At 61.1% G+C, this 22502-nt stretch carries 16 protein-coding genes and 1 tRNA gene; 6 read left to right on the forward strand and 11 right to left on the reverse strand.

Translation table 11 applies throughout. The features are described from left to right. Positions 1 to 25 precede the first annotated feature (25 nt). Together GWQ22_RS09610 and GWQ22_RS09615 are read right to left on the reverse strand one after the other, a co-directional pair. Positions 26 to 1579 carry a PAS domain-containing methyl-accepting chemotaxis protein gene (locus GWQ22_RS09610; RefSeq protein WP_275930153.1) on the reverse strand — a complete coding sequence of 518 codons (1554 nt, stop codon included), beginning with the start codon at positions 1577 to 1579 and terminating at the stop codon, positions 26 to 28. Positions 1580 to 1841: 262 nt separating this feature from the next. After that, positions 1842 to 2558 (reverse strand): GntR family transcriptional regulator, encoded by a 717-nt coding sequence (locus GWQ22_RS09615; RefSeq protein WP_275930154.1) that lies wholly within the window; start codon positions 2556 to 2558, stop codon positions 1842 to 1844. A 247-nt stretch (positions 2559 to 2805) separates the two neighbouring features. Between GWQ22_RS09615 and mngA the strand changes: the two genes are divergently transcribed. Further along, positions 2806 to 4752 (forward strand): PTS 2-O-a-mannosyl-D-glycerate transporter subunit IIABC, encoded by a 1947-nt coding sequence (gene mngA / locus GWQ22_RS09620; RefSeq protein ID WP_275930155.1) that lies wholly within the window; start codon positions 2806 to 2808, stop codon positions 4750 to 4752. Positions 4753 to 4838: 86 nt separating this feature from the next. After that, complete coding sequence (gene mngB / locus GWQ22_RS09625) at positions 4839 to 7493, forward strand: mannosylglycerate hydrolase (protein ID WP_275930156.1); 2655 nt, start codon at positions 4839 to 4841, stop codon at positions 7491 to 7493. Between the two features lie 509 nt (positions 7494 to 8002). Here the strand turns inward: mngB and GWQ22_RS09630 are convergent. Continuing rightward, positions 8003 to 8090, reverse strand: a tRNA-Ser gene (locus GWQ22_RS09630). A gap of 184 nt (positions 8091 to 8274) precedes the next feature. Between GWQ22_RS09630 and GWQ22_RS09635 the strand changes: the two genes are divergently transcribed. From GWQ22_RS09635 to GWQ22_RS09645, 3 genes are all read left to right on the forward strand, one after another. Continuing rightward, positions 8275 to 8931, forward strand: a complete 657-nt coding sequence (locus tag GWQ22_RS09635) for a Bax inhibitor-1/YccA family protein (protein ID WP_042037891.1) — start codon at positions 8275 to 8277, stop codon at positions 8929 to 8931. 249 nt (positions 8932 to 9180) lie between these two features. Continuing rightward, entirely contained in the window at positions 9181 to 11334 is a 2154-nt protein-coding gene (gene yccS / locus GWQ22_RS09640; RefSeq protein ID WP_275930157.1) for a YccS family putative transporter, read from the forward strand. A 25-nt stretch (positions 11335 to 11359) separates the two neighbouring features. After that, positions 11360 to 11704: a TusE/DsrC/DsvC family sulfur relay protein gene (locus tag GWQ22_RS09645; RefSeq protein ID WP_042037888.1), complete on the forward strand. Its 345-nt coding sequence runs from the start codon at positions 11360 to 11362 to the stop codon at positions 11702 to 11704. A gap of 57 nt (positions 11705 to 11761) precedes the next feature. Here the strand turns inward: GWQ22_RS09645 and dedD are convergent, their stop codons facing one another. The 7 genes from dedD to GWQ22_RS09680 form a co-directional block, all read right to left on the reverse strand. Continuing rightward, entirely contained in the window at positions 11762 to 12535 is a 774-nt protein-coding gene (dedD, locus tag GWQ22_RS09650; RefSeq protein WP_042037886.1) for a cell division protein DedD, read from the reverse strand. A 98-nt stretch (positions 12536 to 12633) separates the two neighbouring features. Further along, complete coding sequence (folC, locus tag GWQ22_RS09655) at positions 12634 to 13893, reverse strand: bifunctional tetrahydrofolate synthase/dihydrofolate synthase (RefSeq protein ID WP_275930158.1); 1260 nt, start codon at positions 13891 to 13893, stop codon at positions 12634 to 12636. 2 nt (positions 13894 to 13895) lie between these two features. After that, positions 13896 to 14759, reverse strand: a complete 864-nt coding sequence (accD, locus tag GWQ22_RS09660) for an acetyl-CoA carboxylase, carboxyltransferase subunit beta (protein ID WP_042037884.1) — start codon at positions 14757 to 14759, stop codon at positions 13896 to 13898. 120 nt (positions 14760 to 14879) lie between these two features. Continuing rightward, complete coding sequence (gene truA, locus GWQ22_RS09665; protein ID WP_108537559.1) at positions 14880 to 15689, reverse strand: tRNA pseudouridine(38-40) synthase TruA; 810 nt, start codon at positions 15687 to 15689, stop codon at positions 14880 to 14882. Positions 15690 to 15856: 167 nt separating this feature from the next. Further along, positions 15857 to 17995 carry a FimV/HubP family polar landmark protein gene (locus GWQ22_RS09670; protein WP_275930159.1) on the reverse strand — a complete coding sequence of 713 codons (2139 nt, stop codon included), beginning with the start codon at positions 17993 to 17995 and terminating at the stop codon, positions 15857 to 15859. Between the two features lie 270 nt (positions 17996 to 18265). After that, entirely contained in the window at positions 18266 to 19282 is a 1017-nt protein-coding gene (locus GWQ22_RS09675) for an aspartate-semialdehyde dehydrogenase (RefSeq protein WP_042037878.1), read from the reverse strand. 193 nt (positions 19283 to 19475) lie between these two features. Continuing rightward, entirely contained in the window at positions 19476 to 20609 is a 1134-nt protein-coding gene (locus GWQ22_RS09680; protein ID WP_275930160.1) for a 4-phosphoerythronate dehydrogenase, read from the reverse strand. A 244-nt stretch (positions 20610 to 20853) separates the two neighbouring features. Here GWQ22_RS09680 and GWQ22_RS09685 point away from each other — a divergent pair, with 244 nt between their 5' ends. Then, on the forward strand, positions 20854 to 21576 hold the full coding sequence (locus GWQ22_RS09685; RefSeq protein ID WP_275930161.1) for a phosphatase PAP2 family protein: 723 nt from the start codon (positions 20854 to 20856) through the stop codon (positions 21574 to 21576). 84 nt (positions 21577 to 21660) lie between these two features. Here the strand turns inward: GWQ22_RS09685 and GWQ22_RS09690 are convergent, their stop codons facing one another. Then, on the reverse strand, positions 21661 to 22491 hold the full coding sequence (locus tag GWQ22_RS09690; RefSeq protein WP_108537398.1) for a MetQ/NlpA family ABC transporter substrate-binding protein: 831 nt from the start codon (positions 22489 to 22491) through the stop codon (positions 21661 to 21663). Between the last annotated feature and the right edge of the window lie 11 nt (positions 22492 to 22502).

A 22502-nucleotide genomic window follows, 5' to 3' on the forward strand; every position in this document is an offset into this window, starting at 1 on the left:
GTCTGCATCAATGGAACAGTCAGGATCAGCCAAAGGTCTGCCCCAGCGACTGGAGTTGTCTGGCCTTGGTCAGCAGGATCTCGCTCGACTCGTCCACATCCTGCATCTTGTTGCTGTTAGCATGGGAGTGCTGGGAGATAAGGTTGACGTTCTGGCTGATGTCCTCGACCACCGCCCGTTGCTGCTCCGCCGCCGCCGAGATCTGGGCCGAGAAGTCCATCACCAGCTCGATTTCGGCCAGCACCTGATGCAGGCTACCGGAGCCCTGCCGGGTCATCTCCACGCAGGCCTGGGTCTGTTGCAGGTTGTTCTGCATCATCCCCTTCCAGCCATTCAGGGTACGCTGGATCTGGCTGATGCTGCTCTGGATCTGCTCGGTCGCCTTGTGGGTACGAGTCGACAGGGTGCGCACCTCGTCCGCCACCACCGCAAAGCCCCGCCCCTGCTCGCCCGCCCTGGCCGCTTCGATGGCGGCGTTGAGCGCCAACAGGTTGGTCTGATCCGCTATGCCCTGGATCTCCCCCATCAAGACCCCGATGCGATGCGATTCACTGGCCAGCGCCACCGCCGAGACAAAGGCGTGTTCCGCCTCCGTTGCCAGCTCGGTGATCTTGCGCTCCGTGTCGATGAGCTGCCGATCCGTGTGCTGGCAATGGGTCTTGGCCTGGGCGATCTGGTTGTTAGTGTCCTGGATGTTGCGGGCTATCTCCTGCGCCGTGCTCGCCATCTGCGTGATGGCCGCCGCCATCTGCTGGGTCTGGGCATCCTGCTCGGCAATGTCAGAACTGGCCTCGCTGGAGGCGCTTTTCAGGTGCACCGCCAGATCTTGCAGGGCGTGGGTGGCATCATCCACCCGCCCCAGCACGGTCCGGATGCGAGCCTGCAGCAGCTTGATGTGAAAATCGGCGATGGCACTCGGTTCCTGCCCCGAATAGATGAGCCGGGTCAGGCTGTCATACTCCTTGGCCAGCTGCTGCAGGTAGCGCGGGGTGGTGATGAGCTCGTGTCGATAGAGCAGGCCCAGCAGCACCAGCGGCAGCGCCATATAGAGTGGCGCCGAGGCACCAAGCTGCACGGCTCCCAGCCAGGCCAGCGCCAGCAGCCCGGCCCCGGCGACCCCGTGGCGCAGCCATGACAGGGAGAGATGGGGCTGGCGACCCCCTTGTTCGGCAGCGCGCAGACGGGCATAGGTGCGGGCGGCAAGGTGCTTCATCTGCGGATCGGCGCGGCAGCGCACCGACTGGTAACCATTGACCTTGCCCTGCTCGAAGAGGGGGGTGACATAGGCATCCACCCAGTAGTAGCGGCCATCCTGGCAGCGGTTCTTCACCATGCCGCGCCACGGCTTGCCCTGCTTGAGCTTGCCCCACAGATCGGCAAACGCGGCCTTGGGCATGTCGGGGTGGCGCACCATGTTGTGGTGCTGGCCCACCAGTTCGGTGCGGCTGTAGCCGGCCACCCGGCAGAAATGATCGTTGGCGTAGGTGATCACACCCTGCAGATCCGTGGTGGAGACCAGCTGTGTATCGGCAGGGAAATCGACTTCCTGATCAACAAGATGGGCCTTTTGTTCACGCATGTTGCACTCCATTCTGAGTCATTGCTCAACAAAGTGTCGGGAAGTGGTCAGACCCTGTAAAGGGCGGCATGAGCAGAGTGTGACAAGGGATACCTAAACAACATTTAGCAGGAAGCCTGGCCGAATGTGAGCTACCTCAGGCTGAGGTAGTCGGGTTCGACACTGCCACAGCAGCTCCTCGATAAATTCGGGCTGGCCGATGGGATCCCCCATCACGATCCCGCCATTCCCAAAAATTGGTTGACTCACCGAGTATATTTCCCTATCTGCTGCGACGAGCCACCAGGGTGAACTTGTAGTCATCACTCTTGAAGAAGTTGCGACTGAACTCGAACACTGTGCCATCTTGCAAGAAGCCACGGGAGACCTTCTCGATAATGGGCTTGGCGGGATCGATACCGAGCGCCTCCACCACCTGCGCCGAGGGGAGCACGGGAATGATCTCCTGCTCGCTGCGGTCGATCACCAGCTGCTTCACCTCTTCGATGTAGTGGTACTTGGAGCCCTGCATCACCGCATAGCTGAGGTCGGGGAAGAGGGTGAGCGGCATCCAGGTCTCCTCCAGCGTCACCGCAATCTGGCGAATAAAGCGCACCCGCTTGACGTAGTAGACCAGCGCCCCTTCCACCAGATTGAGCCGCTCGGCCAGCTCGCGGTTCGCCTTGATCACCTCGAAGGCGAGAATGTCGCTGTGGGTCTCAGCCGCCGGATCGGTCACCTTCTCATAGAGGCTGGTGAGCTGATAGATGTCGTAGTTCACCTTCTCCTGCCGCACATAGCTGCCGCTGCCCTGAATGCTCTCGATGACGTTGAGTTCGGTCAGCTGCTTGAGGGCCTGACGCACCGTCACCCGGCTCACCCCGAACTGCTCGCGCAGCTCGGCTTCGGTGGGCAGGGCATCACCGGGAGCCAGCTCACCTTGCGCAATCCACTGCTGGATGGTGTCAGCTATCTGGCGATACATGGGTTTTTTCGACACGAAAGGCCACCTCGTCGGCTCTGCGCCATGATAAATAGAAGAGGCGCCATTCTACCCCAGTTGCCCGGCAGACAAAACGGCTTGGCCTTATTTGACCTAACAAGTCACCTCGATCAAATAATACAAAAACAATACAAATAATGGATTGTATGATACCAATCACAAAAATCAGTCGACCGGTTTGTTAGCATCGCTGTCACTTTCACCCTGACGGCTTGCTGGCAAGCCAACCTGACAGAGGATCATCATGAATCTGACCAGTCTTACCGGCCCCCATCTCATCACGTTGCAAACCCGGTTTGCCGATCGGGATGCGGCCATTCATGCCCTGGCTGAGCGGCTCGATCAGGCCGGCAAGCTGCACGACAAAGCCGCCTTTCTGGCCGCCGTCATGGCCCGCGAGGCGCAGGGCCCCACCGCCCTTGGCGAAGGGCTGGCGGTGCCCCACGGCAAGTGCGATGCGGTGCGCGAAGCAGCCTTTGCCGTCGCGACCTTAAGCGAGGAGCTGAGCTGGGAGGGGATCGACGGCCCCGAGCCGGTCAACCTGATCTTCATGCTGGCGATCCCGACCGATCAGGCAGGCTCCACCCATATGCAGTTGCTCACCACCCTCACCACCGCCCTGGTGGATGACGATACCCGCGAGGCGGTGCTGGCAGCACAGAGTGCCGAGCAGCTGATGGCGCTGCTCGGTGGTGAAGGGGATAGCGGCAAGCAACCAGAAAAAGAAGACATATTAGATACAAATAAACCCACTGTGGTCTGTGTCACCGCCTGTCCGGCGGGGATCGCCCACACCTATATGGCCGCCGAGTATCTGGAAAAAGCGGGGCGCAAGCTGGGCATTCGGGTAGTGGTCGAGAAACAGGGCGCCAACGGCATTGAGGATCGCCTGCCGCGAGCGGCGCTCGATACCGCCGTGGCCTGCATCTTCGCCGCCGAGGTGGCAGTCAAGGAGCAGGAGCGTTTCGCCGGCATCCCCCGGATCGAGACGCCGGTGGCCGAGCCCATTCGCCATGCCGAGCGGATCCTGAATGACGCGCTGGAGGCCGCCAAGACCGGGCGCACCGCCCCGACGCCCAACACCAGCCAGAGCGATGCCCCAAGCGGCAAGAAGGTGGGCCTCAAGACCGAGCTCAAGCAGGCACTGCTGAGCGGCATCTCCTTTGCCGTGCCACTGATCGTGGCGGGCGGTACCGTGCTCGCCGTCTCTGTGCTGCTGGCCCAGATCTTCGGCCTGCAACATCTGTTTGATACCGAGAACTCCTGGCTCTGGATGTACCGAAAACTCGGCGGTGGCATGCTGGGCACCCTGATGGTGCCGGTGCTGGCGGCCTATACCGCCTATTCGCTGGCCGACAAACCGGCGCTGGGCCCGGGCTTTGCGGCGGGACTGGCCGCCAACATGATTGGCTCCGGTTTTCTCGGCGGGGTGGTCGGCGGCCTTATCGCCGGTTACCTGATGCGCTGGGTCAAGCAGCATGTGCGCCTCGGCCCCAACTTCAACGGCTTTCTCACCTTTTACCTCTATCCGGTGATCGGCACCCTGGTGGCAGGCAGCCTGATGCTGTTTGTCATCGGCCAACCGGTGGCCTGGCTCAACAACAGCCTCACCGAGTGGCTCAACGGCCTCTCCGGCACCAATGCGCTGGTACTGGGCGCCCTGCTCGGCTTTATGTGCTCGTTTGACTTGGGTGGCCCGGTCAACAAGGCGGCCTACGCCTTCTGCCTCGGCGCCATGGCCAACGGGGTCTACGGCCCCTACGCCATCTTCGGCGCGGTCAAGATGGTTTCGGCCTTTACCGTCACCGCCTCCACCCTGCTGGCGCCGCGACTGTTCCAGACCTTCGAGATCGAGACCGGCAAGTCGACCTGGCTGCTGGGGCTGGCGGGGATCACCGAGGGTGCCATTCCGATGGCCATCGAAGACCCGATCCGGGTGATCGGCTCTTTCCTCGCGGGCTCGGTCGTCACCGGCGCCATGGTGGGTGCCATGGGGATTGGTCTCTCCACCCCGGGGGCTGGCATCTTCTCCCTGTTCCTGCTCCACGATGGCGGCCAAGGCGCCCTGATGGCTGCCGCCGTCTGGCTCGGTGCGGCGCTGGTGGGCACCCTTATCTCCACTCTGGTGCTGATCGGCTGGCGCCGGCACGCCATGCAGCGCGGCACCTATCAGGTGGTCGCCGCAGAGTAAGGCTCATCTTCACAACCGCTTTTTCAACAGACTATTTTTCCGCACGGCAGGCAAGGGCCGCCGTGCGTCAGCAAAGGATCATTGTCATGACAGTTTCACGAGTTCACATCACGCCGCACATGCACTGGGATCGGGAGTGGTACTTCACCACCGAGGAGTCCCGCATCCTGCTGATCAACAACATGGCGGAGATCCTGGCGCGTCTTGAATCCGACCCTGACTACAAGTTCTATGTGCTCGACGGCCAGACCGCCGTGCTGGAGGATTACTTCGCCATCCAGCCCGAGAACAAAGCCCGGGTGAAGGCGCTGGTGGAAGCGGGCAAGCTCATCATCGGCCCCTGGTACACCCAGACCGACACCATGCAGGTGAGCGGCGAGTCCATCCTGCGCAACCTGCTCTACGGGATGCGCGACTGCCTTAGCCTTGGCGAGCCGATGAAGATCGGTTACCTGCCCGACTCGTTCGGCATGTCCTCCCAACTGCCCCACATCTTCAACGGCTTCGGGATTGACCGTGCCATGTTCTGGCGCGGCTGCTCCGAGCGTCACGGCACCGACAAGACCGAGTTCCTCTGGCAGAGCAACGATGGCAGCGAGGTGACCGCCCAGGTGCTGCCGCTCGGCTACGCCATCGGCAAGTACCTGCCGGAAGATGAAGCGGGGCTACGCAAGCGGCTCGAATCCTACTTCAAGGTGCTGGAGAAGGCCTCGGTCACCCAGGATATCCTGCTGCCCAACGGCCACGACCAGATGCCACTGCAGCAGAACATCTTCGCCATCATCGACAAGCTGCGGGAGATCTACCCCCAGCGTGAATTCCACATGAGCCGCTTCGAGCAGGTCTTCGAGCGCATCGAGGCGTGCCGCGATCAGCTGGCCACCCTCAAGGGGGAGTTCAACGACGGCAAATACATGCGGGTACACCGCACCATCTCCTCCACCCGGATGGACATCAAGCTGGCCCACGCCGCCATCGAGAACAAGATCGTCAACATCCTCGAACCGCTGGCGAGCATCGCCTGGGCGCTCGGCTTCGAGTACCACCACGGGCTTTTGGAGAAGATGTGGAAGGAGATCATGAAGAACCACGCCCATGACAGCATCGGCTGCTGCTGCAGCGACAAGGTGCATCAGGAGGTGATGACCCGCTTCATTCTGGCCGACGACATGGCCGAAAACCTGATCCGCTTCTACATGCGCAAGATTGTCGACAACATGCCGGTGGCGCTGTGCGACGACGGGGTGCAGGTAGCCGACAAACTCTGCCTGTTCAACCTGATGCCTTTCCCCCGTCAGGAGGTGATCAACACCAGCATCCGCATTCGCGCCCAATCCTTTGCCCTGCGCGATGAAGCGGGCCAGCCGGTCCCCTACTTCATCCGTGCCAGACGGGAGATTGACCCGGGTCTGGTGGACAGACAGATCGTTCACTACGGCAACTACGACCCCTTTATGGAGTACGACATCCAGCTCTGCCATCCGCTGCCGTCCATGGGCTACTGCACTCTGCATATCGAAGGCAACCAGCCGGGCTTAGAGCAGCCGGTGACTGCCAGCGGCGAGCTGCTGGAGAACGATTTTTACCGCATCGCCCTCAATGACAACGGCACTTTGCAGATCCTGGACAAGCTGCGCGGCACCACCTTTGATCAGGTGCTCACGCTGGAAGAGGGCTCCGATGATGGCGACGAGTATGACTACTCGCCATCGCGGGAGGAGTGGCTGCGCTACTCCACCGAGTTTGCCGTGACCCACGAGGTCACCCATCAGGCGTGGCAGAGCATCGCGACCCTCAAATTGCGCATGGCCTTGCCGGCCAACCTCACCGAGCGTGCGGATCGCCAGTGCAGCGGGCACCTTGATGTCACCTGCCACATCACCCTGGCGCACCAGAGTCCGCGCATCGACATAGAACTGGAGCTCGACAATCAGGCCGATGATCACCGGGTGCGGGTGCTGATCCCCACCCCCTTCCCGAGCGACACAGTGGTCTCTGACAATCAGTTTGGCTGCATCACCCGCCCCACTCGCGACAGCGCCATGGCCGACTGGGAGGTCGAGGGGTGGAAAGAGGCTCCCATTCCGGTCTGGCAGCTGATGAATTTCGTCGCCCTGCAAGATGGCAAGCAGGGGCTGGCGGTGTTGAGCGATGGTCTGCGCGAGTTTGAAGTGATTGGCGAGCAGTGTGACACCCTGGCACTCACCCTGCTGCGCGGGGTCGGCGTACTCGGCAAGGAGGATCTGCTGCTGCGCCCGGGTCGCCCCTCCGGCATCAAGCTGCCCACCCCGGACTCCCAGGTGCGCGGCAAGCTTGGCTGTCGTTTCAGCCTGCTGGCGTTTGCTGGCAATCACATCAGCGCCAACGTGATGCAGGCGGCGCGCAGCTACCTCACCCCGGTGCGCTGCTACAACAAGATCCCGTTCGATGCCATGAAGCTCAACAAGGCGAGCTTCACCACCCCGCTGCACTTCAGTCTGCTCACCATGGATCCGTCCGGCCCGGTGCTGAGCGCCCTGAAAAAGGCCGAAGATGAAGAAGCGCTGGTGATCCGGGTCTACAACCCGAGCGAACAGGCGGTACTGGAGGGGGGTAAGGTCATCAGCGAGCACACCTTGAGCGACTGGCAAGCGGTGCGGATGGACGAGCAGCCCCTGCCCCTTGAGCTGGCCACTGGCGAGTTTGGCGAGCTGGCGCCGTGCCACTCCCGCAGCATGCGCTTCATAGTGAACAAAAAATAAGAAAACCTATCGCTACCGAGATATATATCAAACAGATGAAGAGAAGAAAGGGCACATTGGCCCTTTCTTCTCCACGTTCACCATCTCACTCCAATATCTACTATTGGCGAAACCTATGAGGTCGATCCCATAAGGGACCTGATCCCCCTCTGTGCGACATGCCACCACATATCCAGTGGATAAACTACGAGCTGCCATAGTGTCGCAATTTGCCCCTATGCAGGGATACCAGTGTTAGAACCAATTGCACATGTGTTAACTAGCCTCCCCTTAAAGGTGAAGCCTCCTATGACACCCAGCATGGGCTTCGTCCAATCATGTTCAAGAATCGATATCGACCACGGCTTGTGGTGAGAAGGTTCTGCGGTACAAAGAGGTGACTGTTGTAATCTGTCCAAAACAGTTCAGCGAGATAGCATGCCAGCCAACATTCAATGGCGCACCGAGTGGTATACAAAAATCACAGATACAAAAAAGCCCAACCAAATCAATCAGTTGGGCTATATAGATGGCGGAGGAGGTGGGATTTGAACCCACGGATGGTCGCCCATCGCCGGTTTTCAAGACCGGTGCATTCAGCCGCTCTGCCACCCCTCCGAACGGCGAGCATACTACGTCAAGCCCTTGTTCATATGCAATACATATTTGTTCTGGGATAGTGGGGGACAACGGGCTGGGATAGCGCTTGAAATCAGCGCTCGTCATCCCCACCTTCAGTGCATACAATACTATAATGAAGCGGAATCTGCCGCCTCAACCGGAAATCAAGAGGACACCCAAGATGGATACCCGTTCTATCCTTACTGGCACCCAGAGTGCCGCTCGCGATACCAACAAGGTACTGCGCAACACCTATATGCTGCTCTCCCTCACTCTTGGCTTCTCTGCCGTTGTGGCCGGGGTTGCCACCATGATGAACATGCCGCCCCTGCACTGGGCCGTGTTCCTTATCGGTGTGTACGGTCTGATGTTCCTGACCCAAAAGAACCGCGAAAACGGCATGGGGCTGGTGTTCACCTTCGCCCTGACCGGCCTGCTCGGCTACAGCTTGGGCCCCATCATCAACATGTACATGAACAATGGTGGTGGTGAGATAGTGATGACGGCTCTGGGCGGCACAGCGCTGACCTTCTTTGGTCTGTCTGCCTACGCCCTGACCACCAAACGTGACCTCTCCTTCATCGGCGGCATGCTGTTCGTCGGTTTCTGGGTGCTGCTGGTGGCCATGGTCGCCAACATCTTCCTGCAGATGAGCGCCCTGAGCCTGGCCCTGTCCGCCATGTTCATGCTGTTCTCCTCCGGTGCCATACTGCTGACCACCCAGCAGATCATCCGGGGCGGTGAGACCAACTACATCTCTGCCACCGTGACCCTGTATGTTTCCATCTACAACATCTTCCTGAGCCTGTTGAGCCTGCTTGGCGGCAACCGCAACTGATAAACAACCCCGCTTCGGCGGGGTTTTTATTGATGCCTATTTCTGTCAGAATAAGTTGTAAATCAAGGATATGAAGCGAAGCGGCCCTGATCCAAATCAGGGCCGCTTCGCGCTTGGCGGGTTAGTATCCCGTTCTCGTTTCGTTCAAGGGTTGCTCTTGTCTCATGCCGATGGATTTTTCTGGCCTGCTGCGCCGACTACTGACTGACAGTCACATCGATTTTGCTTCGCTCAAGGGTGGTGCCTAGCATGCCCATGGACTTTTCCGGTTTGTTACGCCGACTGCTGACTGACAGTCACATCTATTTCGCCCTCAAGGTGTTGCTGGCCATGGTGGGGCTGCTTGCCTTCACCCTGGCAACAGGCGACATCCAGCTCACAGTGCTGCTCTCCCTCGGGGTGGTGGCCGGCGCCATTGCCGAAACCGACGACAGCCTGTGGGGCCGGGTCAAGAACCTCGGTATGACGCTGATCTGCTTCCTGTTTGCCTCCTTCTGCGTGCAGTACCTCTTCCCGACACCCTGGCTGTTTACCCTTGGGCTGGCCGGGTCGACCTTCATCTTTGTGATGGTGGGGGCCCTCGGTCAGCGGTACGCCACCATCAGCTTCGGCTCCCTGCTCATCGCCATCTACACCATGCTGGGGGCCGCCAAGGCGCCTGATCTCTTCTACCAGCCGCTGGCGCTCGGCGCGGGCGCACTCTGGTACGGCCTGGTCTCCCTCATCTGGCTCTGGCTGCTGCCCTATAAGACGTTGCACGAGCAGCTTGCCCAGAGCTACTTTGCCCTCGGTCGCTATTTACTGGAGAAATCCCGCTTCTTTCCGGCGGACGAACACGGCGCCCAGGCCATTCGCCACAATCTGGCCCAGCTCAACATCAATCTGGTCAATGCGCTGACCCTCACCAAGTCGGCACTCAACGCCCGCCTGAGCACCCGTCATCAGGCGGCGCCCGAGCTTGCCAGCCTGCTGCGCCTCTACCTGCTGGCGCTGGAGATCCACGAGCGGGCCACCTCCAGCCACTACCCCTACAGCAAGCTGGAAGCCGAACTAAAGCAAGGAATCGTCCTCGATGGATTTCAGGAGGTGTTCCTGCAACTATCGGAGGCGTGCCAGCGGCTCGGTTACGCCATCCTGGTGCACAAGCCCTACGCCCACAACAAGCGCATCCACTGGACTTTGGAGGCCCTCGGCGATCAGCTGGAGTTCACCCACCTCAAGCAGCACTATCCCAAGACACTGTTGACGCCGATGAAGTTCCTGCGCCGTAACCTGGCCAGCATCAACCAGCTGCTGGCCAGTGCCGAGGAGCTACAAAACCCGACCCTGGCACAGGCTAGCCTGCCAGCCCTGGCGCGCCCGCCCCGCCTGCCGCTGCTGACCCAACTCAAGCAGCATCTGACCCCGAACTCCATGGTGTTTCGCCACGCCCTGCGCCTGTCGCTCGGATTGGTGGTGGGCTACGGCATACTGCAAGCATTCAATCTGGACAAGGGTTACTGGATCCTGCTGACGGTACTGTTCGTCTGCCAGCCGAGCTACAGTGCCACCCGTCGCCGGCTGGTGCAGCGCATGCTCGGCACCTTCGCCGGCCTGCTGGTGGGGATCCCCGTGCTCTGGCTGTTCCCCGAACTGCACGTCCAGCTGGTGGTAATGGGGCTGGCCGCCTTCCTGTTTTTCACCCAGGTGCGCAGCAACTACAGCGCCGCCGTCTGCTTCATCACCCTCTATGTGCTGATGGCATTCAACCTGCTGGATGGTATTGGTTTTGCCATCCTGGGGCCGCGCATGCTCGACACCTTCCTTGGCTGCCTGCTCTCCTATGCCCTGGTGGCCTGGCTGTGGCCGGACTGGCAGTACAAGCGGCTGCCGATGCTCATTGCCAACTCCCTGTCAGCCAACGCCCGCTATCTGGCGGCCGTGCTCGCCAGTCTGCAACAGCAACGGGATGAATCCATCGACTACCGGGTGGCCCGCAAGAGCGCCCATCTGGCCGACAGCGAGCTGGCCATGGCCTGGCAGAGCATGCTGGTGGAGCCGCAGAAGCGTCGCCGCTTCCTCGATCTCTGCTTCACCCTTACTTGGCGCAACCACGCCCTGCTCTCCTACATCTCGGCGCTGGGCGCCCATCGCGACAAGCTGGAAGCCATAGGCGAGCTCGACGAGATCAGCCGCCACCTGAGCCATACCCTGGAGCGCGCCGCCGGTCACCTGGCAGGGGAGATGCCGGCGCAGATCGAGGGCCAGTGCCCTGTCATCACCCCGGACAGCAGCGAGGAGCAGCTGATGCTGACCCAGCAGCTCGCCCTCATCAGCCAGCTGGCAGACGAATTGCTTACCCTGGCCAACGAGAGCCGGTTGCTCAGCGGGGAGCAAGGCGCTACCATGCCCGCCCAATCCTGATAGCCCCCTTTGCGAGGAGCCCCTTATGTCTGAAAAACATCAGCTGGCATTCAACGGCCGCAGCATCGAAACAGATGCCAAGGGCTACCTGCTCAACAGCAGCGATTGGTGCGAGGAGCTGGCGCAGGTGCTGGCCGAGCAGGAAGGCATAGTGCTTGAGGAGCCCCACTGGGAAGTGGTGCGTTTCGTGCGCGCCTTCTATCTGGAGTTCAACACCTCCCCCGCCATTCGCGCCCTGGTCAAGGCGATGGAGAAACAGTATGGCCCCGAGAAGGGCAATAGCCGCTATCTCTACAAGCTGTTTCCGGAAGGACCCGCCAAGCAAGCCACCAAGATAGGTGGCCTGCCAAAACCGGTGAAATGCATCTAAAAAAATACCGCGCCCATCTGTAAAATGAAGCGCGGTATTTTTTATCTGCTTGAACCCTCAGGGGTTGTAGGCAACCACTGAACCACTGAGCCCCGTCATCTGGCCGATGCGACCCTGCATGCCCTGAAGTTTGGCCTTGGAGACATCCGGTCCGATGAAGACGCGGTTGAGCTGCCCCTGCACCGGCGTTCTCGGTGAGGTGTGGGCCGAGTAGCCCGCCGCCCGCAACTTGCCCACCAGCGCGTTGACGCTGTCGACGTTCTTGAAGGCACCGAGCTGCAGGATCCAGCTGCCCTGAGCCGGGGCGGCAGCGGGTGCCGGCGTGGTCGGCTGCGCCATCTTGCTGGCGATGAGGTCATCCATCGACTTGATCTGGCCCGCCTGCGGCTTGGTCTCCACCGGTTTTTTCACTTCCACCGGCTTGGGCGGTACCGGCTTTGGCTTGGGCGGCTCGACCGGCGTCTTGACGATCAGCTCGGGCTTGGGCTTGACGACCTGCTGAGTCACCGCCTTGGTGGCGGGTGGCGGTGTCTGCGTCGCCGGAGTCTTGTTGGCCGCGAGCGTGACCGGATCCGAGACCTCCTCGACCTGCCACTGCTCGGCGGCAGCAGCCTGCTGCTGGCTGGCCAGATGTTCCGCCGGCAAGGCGCTGGCGGCAGAGACCTGCAACGCCGGTTTGGCGGGTTCAAGCTCGGGGCGCAGCGGGATCTTGGCAAACGCCTCTTCCTTTTGCTCCAGCTTGTGGCCGTCCATCAGATCCGGCAGAAAAATGACAACCAGGGCCACCAGGATGACGGTCCCTACCAATCTGTTCTGAAACTTCGAAGCCAAGTTAATTCCTACCCATGTTGCTTAGCCGATGACGTGCAGAAGAGGCTTGGCCCGGGAAAACAGGCCCGAAGCCGTGCCGTTCAACCCGCCAGTGCCGATCAGGACGCAGTGCCCGCCAGGATGTCGGCGACAGTGTAAAACGAACCAAACACAATGACCATATCATCAGGACTCGATGCGGCCAACGCTGCCTGATAGGCGGTGCTGACGTCATCACAGCGCAGGGCAGGCCCCTTGCCCTCTCCCAGCTCGGCAGCAAGCTGCTCGGCACTGGCAGCGCGCGGGCCGGTGAGGCTGGCCAGATACCATTCACTGATGAGGCCGTCGAGCTCGGCCAGCGACCCCGCCATGTCCTTGTCTTTCAGCATGCCGACCACGGCACGGCGCACGCCCGTGCAGGGAATTTGACGCAGCTGGCTGGCGAGGTAGGCCGCCGAATGGGGATTGTGGGCCACATCGACGATAACCAGCGGCTCACTTTGCAGCCGCTGCATCCGGCCAGCCAGCCGGGCATTGGCCAGCCCGTCACGGATGGCAGACTCCGGCAACGGCAAGCCCAGCGACTCCAGCGCAGCCAGCACAGTCACCGCGTTCATCAGCGGCAGCATCGGCTTGGGCAGATCCCGCCACTGGTTGAGGCCGTGGTAATCCCAACTGGTCTCATGCTCTTTACCAGAGAAGTCGACCCCCACCTGACGCAGACAGGCACCGAGGCGCTGCGCCTCGGTGGCGATAGTAGCAGGCGGGTTGGGCTCGCCGCTGATAGCAGGTTTGCCCGCGCGGTAAACACCGGCCTTCTCCACTGCCACCGCTTCCCGGGTATCCCCCAGCCAGTCGCAGTGATCCAGTGCGATGGAGGTGATCATGGCGACGTCGGACTCCACCACATTGGTGGCATCGAGCCGACCGCCCAGCCCCACTTCCAGCAGCAGCACATCGGGCGCTGCGCGGCAGAAGAGCCACACACCCGCCAGGGTGGCGAACTCGAAGAAGGTGAGCGCTATCTCGCCACGGGCCGCCTCCACCTCGGCAAACGCCGTGCAGTGATCACCGTCAGCCAGCTCGGCGCCGTCGATGCGCACCCGCTCGGTAAAGCGCAGCAGATGGGGAGAGGAGTAGACGCCGACCTTGTAGCCCGCGGCCATCAGAATGCTGGCCGCCATGGCACAGCTGGAGCCCTTGCCGTTGGTGCCCGCCACCGTGATCACCTTGAACGGCAATTGGGTGAGGCCCATCCGACGGGCGACTGCACCGACCCGATCCAGCCCCATGTCGATGTTGACCGGGTGGATCTGCTCCAAATAAGAAAGCCAGTCGACCAGCGACCGGCTTTGGGATTGTTGCATGTTTGAACTCATCTTCACTCTTCGATGACGTGAGTATTCAGCATTTTGGCGAGCAGGCTGGCCAAACGGTTACGCATCTCGCGGCGATCGATGATGAGATCGATGGCTCCCTTCTCCAGCAAGAACTCTGAACGCTGGAAGCCTTCCGGCAATTTCTCGCGCACCGTCTGCTCGATGACACGCGGACCGGCGAAGCCTATCAACGCCTTGGGCTCGCCCACGTTGATGTCACCCAGCATGGCCAGACTGGCGGAGACGCCCCCCATGGTGGGGTCGGTCAGCACGGAGATATAGGGCAGGCCAGCCTTGGTGAGCCTGTCCAGCGCCGCACTGGTTTTGGCCATCTGCATCAGGGAGAAGAGCGCTTCCTGCATGCGGGCACCACCAGAGGCGGAGAAGCAGACCAGACCGCGGCCTTCCTTGATGCTCTCCTCGACGGCGCGCACGAAACGGGCACCGACCACGGAGGACATGGATCCCCCGATAAAGGAGAACTCAAATGAACAGGCGACGACCGGCACCCCCTTGAGGGTCCCCTTCATCACCACCAGCGCATCTTTCTCTCCCGTCGCTTTCTGAGCGGCGGACAAACGATCCTTGTAGCGCTTGGAATCCTTGAATTTCAAGATATCCTGCGGCTCCAGCTCGGCACCGATCTCGGTGCGGCCCTGCTCATCGAGAAAACTCTCGAGACGGGCACGGGCGCTGATGCGCATATGATGATCACACTTGGGGCACACTTCGAGGTTGCGCTCCAACTCTGCCCGGTAGAGCACCTGTTCACAAGCACTGCACTTGGTCCACACCCCTTCCGGAATGTTGTGACGACGAGGTGTAGTGATCTTGCTCTTGGGAAGGATCTTCTCAAGCCAGCTCATGGAATTCCTTAAATGCTTTTGTGCCTGACAAAACGCATCGAGCCTAGATTGTTCAATGACTTACTAGCTCGATGGCAATAAATGACGGATCATTAAACCACAAATTTTCGGGGCCAGTTACTAAAAACTGGTCGTACCCGGTGCTGAGTCCGGCAGCCACAGCGGGCCGAGCGGCAACCGTGGCAGCGCCAGTTCAGCCGGGTAATCCACGTCAACCAGATAGAGTCCACCCGCCTTGGCGGTGGGCCCGGCCAGGTTGCGATCCCTGGCGGCCAGCAGTTCGGCAATCCACTCCACCGGTTTGAGCCCCTGCCCCACCAGCAACAGGGAGCCGGTAATGTTGCGTACCATGTGGTGCAAGAAGGCGTTGGCACGGATATCCAGCACGATATAAGGCCCCTGACGGCTGACGCACAGGTGCGTCACATTGCGCCACGGCGTCTTGGACTGGCATCCAATGGCCCGAAACGAGGTGAAGTCCTGTTCCCCCAGCAGGGACTGGCCCGCCTGGTGCATCAGCTCGGCATCGATGGTCTCGTGATAGTGGCTGACGCCACTGCCCAGGATCGCCGGGCGGTAGTTGTGGTTGTAGATGACATAGCGATAGCGACGAGCGGTGGCGCTGAAGCGGGCGTGGAATGTCTCGTCCACGGCCAGCACCCAGCGCACGGCGATATCCGGCGGCAGGTTGGAGTTCAGGCCCAGGGTCCAGGCGGACTCGCTGCGGATGGCGTGGGTATCGAAGTGGATCACCTGACCTGTGGCATGCACGCCGGCATCGGTACGACCGGCGCACTGGATGGAAACCGGGTGGTTGGCTATCCGGCTGAGGGCCTTCTCCAGCTCAGCCTGCACGCTGATCACTTCTCGCTGACGCTGCCAGCCGAAATACCGGCTACCGTCATATTCAATACCTAGGGCAATTCGCATGGATAACACTTGTCTTATGGTGAAAGGAGAGCGGTAAAAGAAACGGGTCGGATTATACGCGCTCAGGGTGAAAAGTCCCAAAAACCGCATCCCTCTCGACAAAGGGCACCAATAGAGAAGGGCAGCCTGCTGGCTGCCCTTCGTTATTTGGTCACACCATTCAAAGGTTACCCCAGCCGCTTGAGCAACTTCTCGGCCTCGGTACGCTGGTGATCCGTGCCTTGCTCCGCCGCCTCTTGCAGCAGTTCGCGGGCACTCTCCTTGTCATCGATCTCGAGGTAGGCACGGGCCAAATCCAGCTTGGCCCCCACGCCACCATCGTCGGCATCCACATCAAACCCGGTGGATTCCGGCAGCACTTCGGGGAAACCATCCAGCCCCACATCCAGCGAGAAGCCCTGATAAGGCTCCGGCTCTGTGGTGCTGGCATCGGCATCGGCCAGCAGCTTGTCGATCTCGACATAGCCGCTCTCCTGCGCCTGCTCCCGTGGTGTCACGTCACCCTGATGGGATTCCACCTCGGCGAAAGCATCTTCAAAATCGGAGAGTGCCAGCTCGCTGGGATCCCACTCGAGATCCGGCTCGACCGCCTTGCCCTTGGCTGACGCCAACCCCAGCTCTGCCAGCATCTCGTCTGCGCTGGTATCGGCAGCGCTCTGCTGTGCACCGCCCTTGCCAGAGGCGGGCTCGGTAAAGGCGCTCAGGTCAAGCTCCTCGTCGCTGACCACAGGCTCGGCATCCGGCTGGCCGTCATCGTTAGCATCCAGTTCCAGATCGGCGGCAAGGTCGTCGTCCAGCTCGGCAAACAGCGCTGCCTGCAGCTCCTCTTCGCTCATGATCTCATGACCGCCCTTGGGCGGGTTGAACTCGTTGGCGAGATCGAGATCCGGTCCGGCATCAAGCTCAATGGCCTCGTCATGGCCTAGATCCAACTCGGGCACCAGATCCGGGTCTCGGATGGCCATCTTGGGCGCAGGTTCCGGCTCGAAGCTGGCCAGATCCGTCTCGCCATCATCGCTGAACACCAGATCGGCCGGTGCCTCTGGCTCTGCAACTGCCATATAACCCTCAGGCGTGTTGAGATCCGGTCTCGGTCGCATCGGCTCCTCGTCCGTGATGCCGACCGTCATCAGCTCGTCAAATTCGCCGCTCTCCTGATCCATGACCATGGAGGTGGATTCAGACAGGCTTTTCTCCTGCTCCTCCAGCTCGCGGCGGGCACGGGAACGCAGCCAGAGCGTGACCAGCGCCAGCACCAGCAGCACGGGCAGCAATATGATCATCGCAAGGTTGAGCGGTGAGGCGAGCAGGTCCATCAGCCAGTTTTGCTTGGGCTCGGGGGCCGCCACCGGCGGAACCGGTTTGGCTTTGAGCTCGGCAATCTCTTTTTGCAGCGCAGTCTGATCCAGCAGCTGGGCCTTGAGGATCTCCACCTCTTCGGTCAGGGATTGCAGGCGCAGCTTGAGCCTGTGGTTCATCTCAGTGACCTGGCCAAGCTGGGCATTGGCATCTTCCAGCGCCAGCGCCATCTCGGTGGAGGGCTTGCCGACCGGTTTACCCACATCGGCCGACAGCGGAGCCGGTGCGCTCGCACTGGCGGCGCTGGTTGCAGCTGCCTGGCTTGGCACGGGTTCGGCCGCCTTGGCAATCTCTTTGACTTCGGTGGTCGGTTGCGGCGTGGTCACCTTGAGCACGGGGGCCGGAATGGGTGCGGCCTTGGGCGCAGTCGCCTTGGCAGGCGCGGCGGCAACCTTGGTTTCAGCCGGCTTGGCCGGTTGGGCATGTTTGTTGGCCAGGTATTTCGGGCTCAACCCTTTCCAGCTGGCGTTGTCGCTGTTGAAACGCTGGCGAGCCTGCGCATCCGTGATGACGCTGGCCTCGGCGGCGGTTGGCAGCTGAATGCGGGATCCCACCAGTATGTGATTGATGTTGCCATCGGCAAAGCTGCGGGGATTCTTCTCGTAGATCGCCACCATGGTCTGGTAGACGCTCACCTTGTTGGAGGGGCGATGCCTGCTCGCCAGGCTCCAGAGGGTATCGTTGGGACGGATCGGGCCATAACTGCCGGCATTGCTGGTCGCAACCTGCCGCACTATGGGCTGGACCCTGGCTTGGCTGGGTTGGGACGTGGCGCGGGGAGCGGTGACGGGTTGTGCCAACGGCTGGGCATTGACGGCAGGCCGAGCCGGTTCGTCCGGACCCTTGATCTCAACAAAAAAAGGCTCCCGCGCCGAGTCTTCAGCCTGAGCGGTGCCCAGCAGACCCAATGCGAGTAGCGTTGCCAATGTTATGCGGGAATGTCCCATATTCGTTCCTTCGTATGACGGCCCTATCGCATTGAAAAATCTGGATAGTTACCCCAAAACAGTCGGTTCAATATAAATCAGGCTCAGGGTGCAAGCCAGCAATCCGACACATTTAGCACCCAATGTGTTTGTGAGTGTAGGAAAAAACTTAATCAGTTGATATCACGAAAAATTCTCGGGGCCATAGAGTGCGGCCCCGGTCACATCCACGCCCCATGGGGGTGGCAGGTTTCACGCCAGATGGGACTCCTTCCCCATCTGGTCAGTCGATCAGAGGTAATCGCGCACCAGCAGTTCGGCAATCTGTACGCTGTTGGTCGCAGCGCCCTTACGAACGTTATCGGCCACGATCCACATATTGATACCACTCGGGTGAGAAATATCCTGACGGACCCGGCCGACCAGCACCTCATCCTTGCCGGTGGCGTCGCGCACCGGGGTCGGATAATCCGCGTCGTCATCAAACAGGGTAACGCCCGGAGCATTGCGCAGCAGCTCCTTGACCTGATCCGCATCCAGCGGCTGGTGCAACTCGACGTGGACCGCCTCGGCGTGACCGTAGAACACAGGCACCCGTACGCAGGTGGGGTTCACCGCTATGCTGGCATCGCCCAGGATCTTCTGGGTTTCCCACACCATCTTCATCTCTTCACGGGTGTAGCCGTTGTCGGTGAAGCTGTCGATCTGCGGAATGAGGTTGAAAGCTATCTGTTGCGGGTAGAGGGTCGGCTCCACCGGACGACCGTTGAGCAGCTGCGCGGTCTGGCCGGCCAGCTCGCTCACCCCCTCCTTGCCGGAGCCGGAGACGGACTGGTAGGTCGCCACGTTGATACGGGCTATGCCTACTTCGTCGTGCAGTGGCTTGAGCGCAACCAGCATCTGGATGGTGGAGCAGTTCGGGTTAGCGATGATGTTGCGGTTACGAAAATCCGCCAACGCGTCTGGGTTCACTTCCGGGATCACCAGCGGGATGTCTGCGTCGTAACGGAAGCAGGAGGTATTGTCGATGACGATGCAGCCGTGCTCGGCAGCAATCGGCGCCCACTTGGCAGAGACCTCGCCCCCGGCGGAGAAAAGCGCTATCTGCACCTGGCTCCAGTCAAACTCTTCCACGTCCTTGATCTCGAGGTTCTTGCCACCAAAGCGCACCGTATCACCGGCACTGCGGCTGGAGGCCAGCGGATAGAGGGTGCCTACCGGGAAGGCGCGCTCCTCCAGAATTTCGATCATGGCCTGACCCACGGCGCCGCTGGCGCCCAATACCGCTACGTTGAATTGCTGACTCACTAATATTCTCTCCTGTGGAATTACCCATGGATAGCGCCGGTTAACAGCCGCTATCCATGGTGTCGCTGACGCACGCTGGCATCACAGTTGGCAGGCTGACCTGCCCGATAGGGGATTTGGCATCATGCCAAACCGGACAAGGGCGGCACCGAGTCCGCCCATTTTCTGGTGTTGAACTAGGGATTGAGTCGGCTCACTCGGCCTGAATGCCAAAGCCGAGCCGGGCCAGAGTATCGCCAGCAAACGGGCCGCAGACCTGCAACGAGGATAGCTCGCGCCGCTCTGGGTAGTGTTTGCGCTGCTCATCGAAACTGCCGGGCACCTCAATCCGGTTACGAAAACGGGCATCGTCGCGACGCACGTCATAAATAAGTTGCACCAGCTGCTTAATCAACGCCTGATCCGCCGGTTGACCCGGTGTCAGAGCGCGCACCTCGGGGACTGGCAACAAGGATTGCAGATCCTGGCGCGGCGTGCGCCCCAGCTGCTGGCACAGCGCCTGATAGAGCATCCAGGTACCGCGCGCCTTGCCCTCCAGGCTGTAGCCTGCGATGTGAGGAGTCGCTATCTCGGTATGGGGCACCAGGGCCCGCAGTGGCTCGGGCTCCCCTTCCCACACATCCATCACCAGTCGCAGGGGCTGCGGCCCCTGCTGGCGAGCGAGCAGCGCCTGGTTGTCCCACACCTCGCCACGGGAGGCATTGATCAGGATCTGTCCGGCAGGTCGCGCGGCGATCACCTGCTCATCCAGCAGGTGGAAAGTGGCATCCGGCCCCTCGCGGGTGATGGGGACGTGAAAGCTGACGATATCGGCACCCAGGGCACTCTGGTAGTCAACAAACGCCCCAGCCTCCCCCGCCTGCGCGGCGGCCCGAGCGCGCGGCGGATCGCAGCGCAGCACCCGCATGCCGAGGGCCTCGGCCTTGCCCGCCACACAGTCCCCCGTGTTGCCGGCGCCGATGACGGCGAGGCTCATCTCGCGCAAGGTAAGCTCGTGGCGCTCGGCCAGCACCAGCAAGGCACTCAATACATAGTCGCCGACCGAATACTTGTTGCAGCCGGGCGCGCTGAAGAAGGGGATGTCCCGCTCGGCCAGCAGCGCCTTGTCCACGTGATCCGTGCCTATGGTGGCGGTGCCAACGAAGCCGAGCCGCGGGCTGGTGGCGAGGAGTTCGGCATCGACCCGGGTCACGGAGCGCACCAGCAGCACGTCGGCATCTTGCAGATCCGCCGCCTGCATATGCCGTCCTGACAGGGGGATCACCTCGCCAAATTCGGCAAATAACTCAAGGGCATGGGGCATATTTTCATCAACGACGATCTTCATCGGGCTCTCTCACTTCGCAACCGGCCACAGGCGCGCCATTCTAGCCCAAACCAACCGAATTTTCAGATGCATATTCGCCTATGCCCTTTCACCACAGTCGCACCGCCAGGTCGGCCCGGGCTACGCTCATTTGTAACCCCATGTTACAGTCCGGCCGGTGCGACTTGACCAACAAGCCGAGGCTGGCACAATGGCGCCTCTTTTTTATCTGCCTCTGTTACACGCACCCGTTACGAGCCCTGTTATGCCAACTCATACCTCTTCGTTGCCGCGCCGCCAGGCGCTTGGTTTCAGCGCGGCCCTGATCCTGCCGCTGCTGCTGCTGACCTGCCTGCCCTGGCAACCCTTTATGAGCAACTCCCTGCAATCGGGCTGGTTGTGGTGGCCCTACGCCCTTACCCGCATGGTGGATCTGCCCGGCCTCGCCGTCAGCATCGCCGCCCTCTTGCTGCTGACCCGACACAAGCTGGCACTGGGCCTGCCCGCCACGCTGGCCCTCGGTGGCGCCCTGTTTGCCGTGCTGGCGGGCGACTGGGCCATCAAGAGCCTGGTCAAACACCTGACCCAGGAGCCGCGCCCCTATCTGCTCTGGCTGGAGAGCCAGAACCTGATCCCTGCCATCCAGCAGTTCTACGCCAGCAAGGTGGAAGTACGCAGCGAGCAGGTGCATGCGGCCAGCCTCTTGCTAGCCCTGCCCGAGTGGCTCGGCAACCACTGGCAGGCAGAGGTGAACTACGCCTTCCCCTCCGGCCACAGTATCGCCGCCATGAGCCTGGCCCAGTTTTTCGGCCTGATCTGGCTGACCCGCGCCCCCACCGGGGTCTGGTTGCTGCCACTATGGGCGCTGGGCATAGGTCTGTCGCGCATGCTGATCGGCATGCACTGGCCGCAGGATGTGCTGGCGAGCGCCCTGCTCGGCAGCCTGACCGCCCTGTTGGGCGCGCGCTGGTGGCTACGTCGCTACTGACACCTGTGACCACGCCGACAAAAACGGGCACCTTCTGGTGCCCGTTTTTGTTTATGCGATAACGTCACATACCGATAGCCATGCTCAGTTGCTGGCGCTCTGCCCCTGCCAGCCCTCGGGATACTTGTAACCCACGAAACGCTTGGCGGCATAGGCCTTGAATTCGGCGGAGTTGTAGGCCGCCGCCACGTCCTTGGCAAACGGCTGATCTGCATCGGCGCTTTTCACCACCACCCAGTTGATGAAGTTGTAGCTGCGCTCAAGGAACAACCCCTCGCTGAACGCAATGCCGCTGGAGGCGGCGAAGTTACCGTTGATGACGGAGAAATCCACATCCTCCCGCGAACGTGGCAGTTGCGCAGCTTCCAGCTGGATCAGCTTGATATTGTGCGGATTTTTCGCCACATCAAACTCACTCGCCTTGAGCGGATTGATCCCCTCCTTGAGGGTGAGCCAGCCCAGGTCCTGCAGCATCAGCAGGGCCCGCGCCTGATTGGTCGGGTCGTTGGGGATGGCAACCGTGCTCCCCTCTTTCAGTGCCTTCAGCTCGCCCAACTTGCCAGCGTAGAGCCCCATGGGACCGGTCGGCACCTGGGTGATGGGAGCCAGCGACAGGCCCCTGTCTTTTGAAAAACTCTCCAGATAGGGTTTGTGCTGGAAGCAATTTACATCGAGCGAGCCATCCGCCAGCGCGATATTGGGGGTCACGTAGTCAGTGAACTCCACCAGTTTGACCTTGTAACCCTTGGCCTCCAGCTGCGGCTTGATGGAGTCTGTCACCATGTCGGCAAAATCCCCGACTGTCGTGCCAATCACTATCTCCTTCTTGGCCGGCTCGGCGGCAAGAACGGAAAACGGCAGGCTGCTGGCCAACAGTGCCAGCGCGGAGAGGGTGAAGAAGGAACGACGCTGCATATGAAACTCCC

The organism is Aeromonas sp. 1HA1, assembly GCF_029237385.1.
Classification (GTDB): Bacteria; Pseudomonadota; Gammaproteobacteria; order Enterobacterales; family Aeromonadaceae; genus Aeromonas; species Aeromonas popoffii.

Bases quoted from the DNA above. Each gene is read 5' to 3' on its own strand.
- GWQ22_RS09670 (WP_275930159.1), bottom strand. From the start codon at position 17,995: ATGGGACATTCCCGCATAACATTGGCAACGCTACTCGCATTGGGTCTG.
- GWQ22_RS09610 (WP_275930153.1), bottom strand. From the start codon at position 1,579: ATGCGTGAACAAAAGGCCCATCTTGTTGATCAGGAAGTCGATTTCCCT.
- yccS (WP_275930157.1), top strand. From the start codon at position 9,181: ATGCCCATGGACTTTTCCGGTTTGTTACGCCGACTGCTGACTGACAGT.
- GWQ22_RS09635 (WP_042037891.1), top strand. From the start codon at position 8,275: ATGGATACCCGTTCTATCCTTACTGGCACCCAGAGTGCCGCTCGCGAT.
- GWQ22_RS09685 (WP_275930161.1), top strand. From the start codon at position 20,854: ATGCCAACTCATACCTCTTCGTTGCCGCGCCGCCAGGCGCTTGGTTTC.
- mngB (WP_275930156.1), top strand. From the start codon at position 4,839: ATGACAGTTTCACGAGTTCACATCACGCCGCACATGCACTGGGATCGG.
- accD (WP_042037884.1), bottom strand. From the start codon at position 14,759: ATGAGCTGGCTTGAGAAGATCCTTCCCAAGAGCAAGATCACTACACCT.
- truA (WP_108537559.1), bottom strand. From the start codon at position 15,689: ATGCGAATTGCCCTAGGTATTGAATATGACGGTAGCCGGTATTTCGGC.
- folC (WP_275930158.1), bottom strand. From the start codon at position 13,893: ATGAGTTCAAACATGCAACAATCCCAAAGCCGGTCGCTGGTCGACTGG.
- GWQ22_RS09645 (WP_042037888.1), top strand. From the start codon at position 11,360: ATGTCTGAAAAACATCAGCTGGCATTCAACGGCCGCAGCATCGAAACA.
- GWQ22_RS09690 (WP_108537398.1), bottom strand. From the start codon at position 22,491: ATGCAGCGTCGTTCCTTCTTCACCCTCTCCGCGCTGGCACTGTTGGCC.
- GWQ22_RS09680 (WP_275930160.1), bottom strand. From the start codon at position 20,609: ATGAAGATCGTCGTTGATGAAAATATGCCCCATGCCCTTGAGTTATTT.
- mngA (WP_275930155.1), top strand. From the start codon at position 2,806: ATGAATCTGACCAGTCTTACCGGCCCCCATCTCATCACGTTGCAAACC.